The 6,960-nt window shown below is 61.5% G+C and carries 10 protein-coding genes; 1 reads left to right on the top strand and 9 read right to left on the bottom strand.

Going from position 1 to position 6,960, the window contains the following annotated elements; genetic code table 11:
- Positions 1–128: 128 nt before the first annotated feature.
- The 8 genes from B5F98_RS03370 to B5F98_RS03335 form a co-directional block, all read right to left on the bottom strand.
- Positions 129–911, bottom strand: a complete 783-nt coding sequence (locus B5F98_RS03370) for a DeoR/GlpR family DNA-binding transcription regulator (RefSeq protein ID WP_087369608.1) — start codon at positions 909–911, stop codon at positions 129–131.
- The gene (locus B5F98_RS03365) at positions 908–1,639 is read right to left on the bottom strand and encodes an HAD-IA family hydrolase (protein WP_087369607.1); all 732 of its coding nucleotides are present in this window, start codon (positions 1,637–1,639) and stop codon (positions 908–910) included. Before B5F98_RS03365 ends, B5F98_RS03370 begins: the two co-directional genes overlap by 4 nt.
- A 32-nt stretch (positions 1,640–1,671) precedes the next feature.
- Positions 1,672–2,118, bottom strand: a complete 447-nt coding sequence (locus tag B5F98_RS03360; protein WP_087369606.1) for a YcxB family protein — start codon at positions 2,116–2,118, stop codon at positions 1,672–1,674.
- Positions 2,119–2,177: 59 nt separating this feature from the next.
- Positions 2,178–2,828 carry a ribulose-phosphate 3-epimerase gene (rpe, locus tag B5F98_RS03355; RefSeq protein ID WP_087369605.1) on the bottom strand — a complete coding sequence of 217 codons (651 nt, stop codon included), beginning with the start codon at positions 2,826–2,828 and terminating at the stop codon, positions 2,178–2,180.
- Between the two features lie 17 nt (positions 2,829–2,845).
- Positions 2,846–3,790: a transketolase family protein gene (locus B5F98_RS03350; protein WP_087369604.1), complete on the bottom strand. Its 945-nt coding sequence runs from the start codon at positions 3,788–3,790 to the stop codon at positions 2,846–2,848.
- 2 nt (positions 3,791–3,792) lie between these two features.
- Entirely contained in the window at positions 3,793–4,641 is an 849-nt protein-coding gene (locus B5F98_RS03345; RefSeq protein ID WP_087369603.1) for a transketolase, read from the bottom strand.
- A 39-nt stretch (positions 4,642–4,680) separates the two neighbouring features.
- Positions 4,681–5,382 (bottom strand): L-ribulose-5-phosphate 4-epimerase, encoded by a 702-nt coding sequence (locus B5F98_RS03340; RefSeq protein ID WP_087369602.1) that lies wholly within the window; start codon positions 5,380–5,382, stop codon positions 4,681–4,683.
- 156 nt (positions 5,383–5,538) lie between these two features.
- A complete protein-coding gene (locus B5F98_RS03335) occupies positions 5,539–5,964 on the bottom strand; it encodes an HAD-IIB family hydrolase (RefSeq protein WP_275532878.1) in 426 nt (141 codons plus the stop codon).
- Between B5F98_RS03335 and B5F98_RS13520 the strand changes: the two genes are divergently transcribed.
- Positions 5,885–6,490 carry an HPr family phosphocarrier protein gene (locus B5F98_RS13520; protein WP_343219390.1) on the top strand — a complete coding sequence of 202 codons (606 nt, stop codon included), beginning with the start codon at positions 5,885–5,887 and terminating at the stop codon, positions 6,488–6,490. The genes B5F98_RS03335 and B5F98_RS13520 overlap by 80 nt on opposite strands.
- A gap of 50 nt (positions 6,491–6,540) precedes the next feature.
- Here the strand turns inward: B5F98_RS13520 and B5F98_RS03320 are convergent, their stop codons facing one another.
- Complete coding sequence (locus B5F98_RS03320) at positions 6,541–6,915, bottom strand: DUF5655 domain-containing protein (protein WP_087369600.1); 375 nt, start codon at positions 6,913–6,915, stop codon at positions 6,541–6,543.
- Positions 6,916–6,960 lie beyond the last annotated feature (45 nt).

Below are 6,960 nucleotides of genomic sequence, written 5' to 3'. Positions count from 1 at the left end.
GCGCAGTACGAGCAAATTCGTAAACAGCACTTATGCGATTGAACCGCCGTGTACCGAACGGTATGCACGGTGGTGTGAGAGGACGGCTACTCAACTAATGGGTAGCCTCCTACTCGATTTTATGACCTTTATTTTTCACCTGAGTGACCCTTCGTCACCTGAATGACCTCCATGCCAATATACCGCAGCTGTTCCACCACGGCGGCGGGGGCCAGTTCATCGGTGATCACGGTCCCCATTTTCTCCAAGTGCAGGCTGGCATAGGTGCCAATGACGCCCACCTTGGTGTGGTCGGCCAGGATGAAGTAGCGGTCGGAGTGGCTGAGCATGGTCTCATTGATGCCCAGCTCCGTGGGGATGCCGCACAGCAGCTCTCCGTTGGGGGAGATGCCCGTGCAGCCGATGAACGCCTTCCGGGCGTGGACCATGAGCAGGTTGCGCATGGTGCAGTCCCCGGTGAGAATGGCGTTCTGGCCCCGCACTTCTCCGCCGGACAGGGTGATGCGCAGGTTGGAGGGATACTTCCGAGCGCACACCAGGCCGTTGTTGGTGAACACCTGGACATTCTTGCCCCCCAGGAAGTCCAGCAGCCCCAGGGCGGTGCGGCTGCCGTTGATGAAGATCTGATCGTTTTCTGCCACCAGATTGGCGGCGTACTGGCTGATGAGATCCCGGTACAGCTTCACCTGGTCGGCGTCTCCGGTGGGGGAGACGGGCTGCTCCGCCACAGCGCCGCCGTAGAAACGGCTGATCAGGCCCTGGTCCTCCAGGTGCTGTAAATCTCGGCGAATGGTCATGGGGGAGACGTCAAAGATTTGGGACAGCTCCTCCACCTTGATCTCTCTGCGCTCCCGTAGCAGGGAGAGAATGCGGGTGTGGCGGTCATTGACCGACTGACGATCGCGTTTCATGATACATCCTCTTTCTCATGGTTGGCCCCCAGCAACGACAGCAGGTAGTCCGACAGGCTATCCAGCCTGCGTACCTCCAGTACGCCGTCCACCAGGAGGGGGGCATCTGGTCCGCTGTGAGGGCGGTACCATACCGGGCGCATCCCGGCCCGTTTGGCACCCTCCACGTCCTTGCTTCGGTTGTCCCCCACAAAGACGCAGGCGGAGGCCGGACAGCCTGCCTTCTCCCGGCAGAGCTGGAAGAAGCGGGCACCGGGCTTTTCCTGGGTGACCTCCTCACTGGTGACCACAAAGTCCAGCAGGGGCAACAGGTTCAGCCGCTCCAGCTTGGCATATTGCCAGTCGGCGGTCATGTCCGTGCCCACCCCCAGGCGGAGCCCCGCTTGGCGCAGCTGCTCCAAACAGACCAGAGCGCCGGGACTGGGCACAGCGGCGTCGATGAGGGTGTTCCAGTACAGCCGCTCCATGACAGGGGCGTGGAGGATGGGCTGGCCCAGCTCCTCCAACAAAATCTGATACCGGAGCAGGCGGTTGTGGATGGCGGCGCAGTCGCCGCCGGTGCGGGCCTGGAGCAGCTGATTGGCCCGCTGATGCAGGGCCTCAAAGGTCTCCGGGTCTACGCCCAGCGTGTGCTGGGCGTACTCCGTCAGAGCCTGAAAGGCCACGGCGTGGGCGGCGTCATAGTCGTATAGCGTGTTGTCAATGTCAAAAATGACGGCTTGAATCATAGTATCACCAGGCTATCCAAGAGGCATGTGGCTTACAGGGCATAGAATTGGAACTTCTTTTTGCACTGCTGCTGCATATAGGTGCGCAGAGCGTCTGCGTCCTCCGGGGACAGGGCCTTTTTGGGAAGAATGTAGTAGGCCTTGCCCTTGATGACGAAGTAGAAACAGCGTTCCGTTTCAAACAGACCGTAGATCTGGCGGAACTTGCTGTGGGCGTGGTTTTTCTGGCCCTCCAGCTTCATGTCCACCCCATCGGCATCAATGCGAAAGGTGGCCCGGTGGTTCTCGTAGTATTTGCGGTACTTTTTCAAGGTGTCGTCTGCACCGCTGCGCCGACGGCTGGACACCGCCACCAGAATCATCAGGGAACAGACGATGAGATAGCCAGCCGTGGCAATTTGGAACCCGTGGCGGTACAGCTGAAAGCCAAAGTAGATGGCACCCGCCACACCCAACACCCCGCAGATGATTCGTGCCACCGGGGAGAGGGAGCCTTTGAGATGGTATAGCTTCTCGAAATCCGAGAGAATCTCACCCGTTAGCCTTTCAACTGCCGAACGGCGGCGGAGGCGTCCTTGGCGCCGAATACGGCGCTGCCTGCCACCAAGGCGGTGGCACCGGCCTCCGTGCACTGGGGGGCGGTGGTGCCGGGCTTGACGCCGCCGTCCACCGAGAGAATGGGGGAGACCCCTCGACGGGCGCACTCCGCCCGCAGGGCCCGGAGCTTGTCCAGGGCTCTGGGGTCAAAGGGCTGTCCGCCGTGACCGGGCACTACCCCCATTACCAGCACCAGCTCCAACTGGTCCAGGTAGGGGAACACCGCCTCCACCGGGGTGTCCGGGTTGAGGGCCATGCCTCGTTTGCAGCCACAGCCGTGGATGGCGGCCAGGGTGGCGGACAGGTTGTCGGTGGTCTCCACGTGGACGGTGATGTAGTCCGCCCCCGCCGCTGCAAAGCGGTGGACAAAGCGCAGGGGATGGGAGATCATCAGGTGCACATCCATCACGGCCTGGGGCAGGGCGTGGTGCAGGGTCTCCAAAACGGGCAGGCCGAAGCTGAGGTTGTCCACAAAGTGGCCGTCCATGACGTCAAAGTGGATCATATCTGCCCCGGCGTTCAGCACCCGGGCGCAGTCCTCTCCCAGGCAGGTGAAGTCTGCGGAGAGCACCGAGGGACAAACAAGTACCATGGGCCGCCTCCTTGAAATTAGCCCTGGGAAACCAGGGACTTGGTCACCTCGACAATATGGTCGGCGCACAGACCGAACTGCTGCAGCAGAGCGGCGGCGGGGCCGGAGTGGCCAAACTCGTCGTTGACGCCGATGCGGCGCACGGGGGTGGGGCACTGCTCAGCCAGCAGGCCGCACACGGCCTCGCCCAGACCGCCGATGATGGAGTGCTCCTCCACGGTGACGATCTTGCCGCAATCCTTTGCGGCCTTCAGCACCAGCTCCTCGTCCAGGGGCTTGATGGTGGCCATGTTGATGACTCGGGCGGAGATGCCGGCCTCACGGAGAGCCTTGCCGGCCTCGATGGCCTCGGGCACCATGATGCCGGTGGCGATGATGGCCACGTCGGTGCCGTCCTGAATCACCTCACCCTTGCCGATCTGGAAGTCATAGTCCTCGTCGTGGAACACGGGAGTGGCGGCACGGCCAAAGCGCATGTACACGGGGCCCTCCATCTCGTAGGCGGCCTTTACCATCTTGCGGGCCTCCACGTCGTCGGAGGGGCACATGACGGTCATGCCGGGAATGGTGCGCATGAGGGCGAAGTCCTCACAGCACTGGTGGGAAGCGCCGTCCTCGCCCACGGAGATACCGCCGTGGGTGGCGCCGATCTTCACGTTCAGGTGGGGATAGCCCACGGTGTTGCGCACCTGCTCATAGGCACGCCCGGCGGCGAACATGGCGAAGGTGGCGGCAAAGGGCACAAAGCCCATGGTGGACAGACCGGCGGCCACGTTGACCATGTTGGCCTCGGCGATGCCGCAGTCGAAGTGGCGCTCGGGGAACGCCTTCTTGAAGATCGCGGTCTTGGTGGCTCCGGCCAGGTCGGCGTCCAGCACCACCAGATTGGCGTGGGTCTCGCCCAGCTCCTTCAGAGCGTTGCCGTAGCTGTCGCGGGTTGCAACTTTCTTTACTTCTGCCATGATTACACCTCCAGGGCAGCCCGAGCGGCTGCCAGTTCTGCCATACCCTGTGCGTACTCCTCATCGTTGGGAGCCTTGCCGTGCCAGCCGGCCTGATCCTCCATGTAGGACACACCCTTACCCTTGGTGGTGGTCATGAGGATGGCGGTGGGCTTTCCGGTGCCGTGGTTGGCGTGGAACTTGGCAAAGGCGGTCTCCATCTCCTGGAAGTCGTGGCCGTTAATCTTCACCACGTCGCAGCCGAAGGCGGCGAACTTGGCGTCCACGGGCTCGGTGTTCATCACGTCGCAGGTGCGGCCGTCAATCTGCAGGCCGTTGATGTCCACAATGATGCACAGGTTGTCCAGCTTGTAGTGGGCGGCGAACATGGTGGCCTCCCAGATCTGGCCCTCGGCCAGCTCGCCGTCGCCCAGCAGGCTGTAGACGTTGATGTCCTTGTTCAGGAACTTGGCACCCTTGGCCATGCCGGCGGCAGCGGACAGGCCCTGGCCCAGAGAGCCGGTGGACATGTCAATGCCGGGGGTCAGGTTCATGTTGGGGTGGCCCTGGAGGTGGCTGCCGATGTGGCGCAGGGTGAGCAGGTCCTCCACGGGGAAGTAGCCCCGGTTGGCCAGAGCGGCATACAGGCCGGGAGCGGTGTGGCCCTTGGAAAGAACGAAGCGGTCCCGATCCTCCCAACGGGGGTTGGCGGGGTCGATGCGCATCTCTTTAAAATAGAGATAGGTGAACAGGTCGGCGGCGGACAGGGAGCCGCCGGGATGTCCAGCCTTGGCGGCGTGGGTGCCGGTGAGCACGCCCTCCCGCACGGAGACGGCGGTGAGCTTTAGGGATTTTTCTTCCGCAGAAGTCATGCAAACTTCCTCCTTCTTGGTGTTGGCTGGTGGTCAGCCTTAGTGTTTGCCCTGGCCGTAGTAGGCGTTGGGGCCGTGTTTGCGCATGTAGTGCTTGTCCTGAATGCGCTGGGGAGCCGGGGCAGCGCTGGGGTCCACCTGACGGGTGAACATGGCCATCTTGGCCACCTCTTCCAGCACCACGGCGTGATAGACAGCCTGAGCGGCGTCCTTGCCCCAAGTGAAGGGGCCGTGGCTGTGGCAGATCACGGCGGGGACGGCCACCGGGTCAATGCCCCGGGCCTGGAACTCTTCCACAATGAGCTTGCCAGTGTTCATCTCGTAGTCCTCGTCCAGCTCCTCCTGGGTCAGGTGACGGGCACAGGGGATGGGGCCATAGAAGTAGTCGGCGTGGGTGGTGCCGTAGCAGGGAATGTCCCGGCCGGCCTGGGCCCAGCCTACGGCGTAGGGGCTGTGGGTGTGGACGATGCCGCCCAGTTGGGGGAAGGCGTTGTACAGCACCAGGTGGGTCTTGGTGTCGGAAGAGGGGTTCAGATCACCCTCCACCTTGTTGCCTTGCAGGTCCATGACCACCAGGTCCTCCGGCTTGAGCTCGTCGTACTCCACACCGGAGGGTTTGATGACAAACAGACCCTTTTCCCGGTCGATGCCGCTGACGTTGCCCCAGGTGTAGGTCACAAGACCCCGACGAGGCAGTTCCATATTGGCCTCATATACCTTTTGCTTGAGTTCTTCCAGCATAGATAAACCCTCCATTTATGATTAAATATTCACTTTTTTCGCCTGTTCACCGCCCAAATGGGACATTTTGCACACCAAATCACCTGACAAGAGGTGGGTGGGCATCCCACGGCCTGTGAGACAGCGGATGTAGCACCACTAATTCTACCACAAATCTCACCGATGAACCAGATATTTCTCAATAATTTCAGCAATCCCGTCATGATTGTTGTCCCGGCAGGTGACGGCGTCGGCGACCGCTTTGGCCTCCTCGGTGCCGTTGCACATGGCCACCCCGATTCCAGCGGCCCGGAGCATGGACAGGTCGTTGGCGGCGTCCCCCGCCGCCACGGTGTTTTCGATAGGAATGCCCAGCCGTTGGGCCAGCTGTACCAGAGCGTTGCCCTTGCTCAATCCCCGGGGAATGATCTCCAGGTACTGCTCACAGGAGAAAAAGGCGTCCAGCTGCTGGGGGTATTCCTCCAGCACCCACTGGCGGAACGTCTCCAGCGGGGCTATTGTTATGGCTAACCTGGATAATAAGAAACTGCTTGCCTGCTGCGCCAACGGCGCTGGCTCCTCTCTGATGATGGAGAAGGCCATCGACAAGGTCATGAAGAAGTTCAACGTCAAGCCCGCCGAGCTGCGCCACTGCCCCGTGTCCGAGGGCAAGTCCGCCGCCCGCAACTACGATGTGCTGTTCTGCGCCCGCACCTTCGAGAAGAACTTTGAGGACGCCAAGAAGGCTGGCACCGTGGTCATCCCTCTGCGCAACGTCATGTCTGCCCCCCGAAATCGAGCAGGCTTTGAAGGACGCCGGTCTGCTGTAAGAGACCGGACGGAGATCGAAAAAGAAGGAAACACGGTTATGATTCAGTTTAGCTATACCATTCGTGACGAGCTGGGCATCCACGCCCGCCCCGCCGGACAGCTGGCCAAGGTGGCCAAGAGCTTTGAGCCCACCGTCATCTCCATTACCAAGGAGGGCAAGACGGTGAAGGCCTCTCAGCTGATGAAGCTGATGGGCCTGGCCATCAAGAAGGGCCACGAGATCACCATCACGGTGGAAGGGGAGCGGGAGGAAGAGGCTGCCGCTGCCATGAAGAAGTTTCTGGAAGAGAACCTGTAAATAACATGAAAAGCACCTGTTTGGATTGCGTCCAGACAGGTGCTTTTTTCTTACTTTTCCATGGAGAGCTGGTAGGCCTCCTCCACCCACCCCATCACGGTCTCGTCCAGGTCGTCCAGGCAGGTCAGGAGCACGTGGTGGGTCCAGCGGTTGGGGTAGGGCTCCACCGCCAGGGCAATGCGGGGGTGCTCCTTGTGGTAGGACAGGCCAAAGGAGAGCAGCAGATACTCCTCCGGCCACCCCTTGACCTTGCGCCAGGGCAGGGACACGGTGGCAAACACGTAGCGGTTGCGCAGGGAAATCTGAGTTTTCCCCACCTTGGCGGTGACGTTCGGGTGGAGCTGGTCCAGCTGGTCCCGCAGCGCCGTGTAGAGGGGGAGCATCTGGGGCATGGAAGTGAAAAACAGCAGTTCGTCGTTGGACATCTCGAACACCTCCGAATCGGCCACTGGGGGATGGGGCCTGTATTT

It is taken from the genome of Pseudoflavonifractor sp. An44, from assembly GCF_002161675.1.
GTDB classification, from domain to species: domain Bacteria; phylum Bacillota; class Clostridia; order Oscillospirales; family Oscillospiraceae; genus Enterenecus; species Enterenecus faecium.
This window is presented reverse-complemented; position numbering and strand designations above follow the sequence as displayed.

Excerpts from the sequence above, each read along its gene's own strand:
- B5F98_RS03370 (WP_087369608.1), bottom strand. The coding sequence starts at position 911 with ATGAAACGCGATCGTCAGTCGGTCAATGACCGCCACACCCGCATTCTC.
- B5F98_RS03365 (WP_087369607.1), bottom strand. The coding sequence starts at position 1,639 with ATGATTCAAGCCGTCATTTTTGACATTGACAACACGCTATACGACTAT.
- rpe (WP_087369605.1), bottom strand. The coding sequence starts at position 2,828 with ATGGTACTTGTTTGTCCCTCGGTGCTCTCCGCAGACTTCACCTGCCTG.
- B5F98_RS03350 (WP_087369604.1), bottom strand. The coding sequence starts at position 3,790 with ATGGCAGAAGTAAAGAAAGTTGCAACCCGCGACAGCTACGGCAACGCT.
- B5F98_RS03345 (WP_087369603.1), bottom strand. The coding sequence starts at position 4,641 with ATGACTTCTGCGGAAGAAAAATCCCTAAAGCTCACCGCCGTCTCCGTG.
- B5F98_RS03340 (WP_087369602.1), bottom strand. The coding sequence starts at position 5,382 with ATGCTGGAAGAACTCAAGCAAAAGGTATATGAGGCCAATATGGAACTG.
- B5F98_RS13520 (WP_343219390.1), top strand. The coding sequence starts at position 5,885 with ATGGCTAACCTGGATAATAAGAAACTGCTTGCCTGCTGCGCCAACGGC.
- B5F98_RS03335 (WP_275532878.1), bottom strand. The coding sequence starts at position 5,964 with ATGGCCTTCTCCATCATCAGAGAGGAGCCAGCGCCGTTGGCGCAGCAG.
- B5F98_RS03320 (WP_087369600.1), bottom strand. The coding sequence starts at position 6,915 with ATGTCCAACGACGAACTGCTGTTTTTCACTTCCATGCCCCAGATGCTC.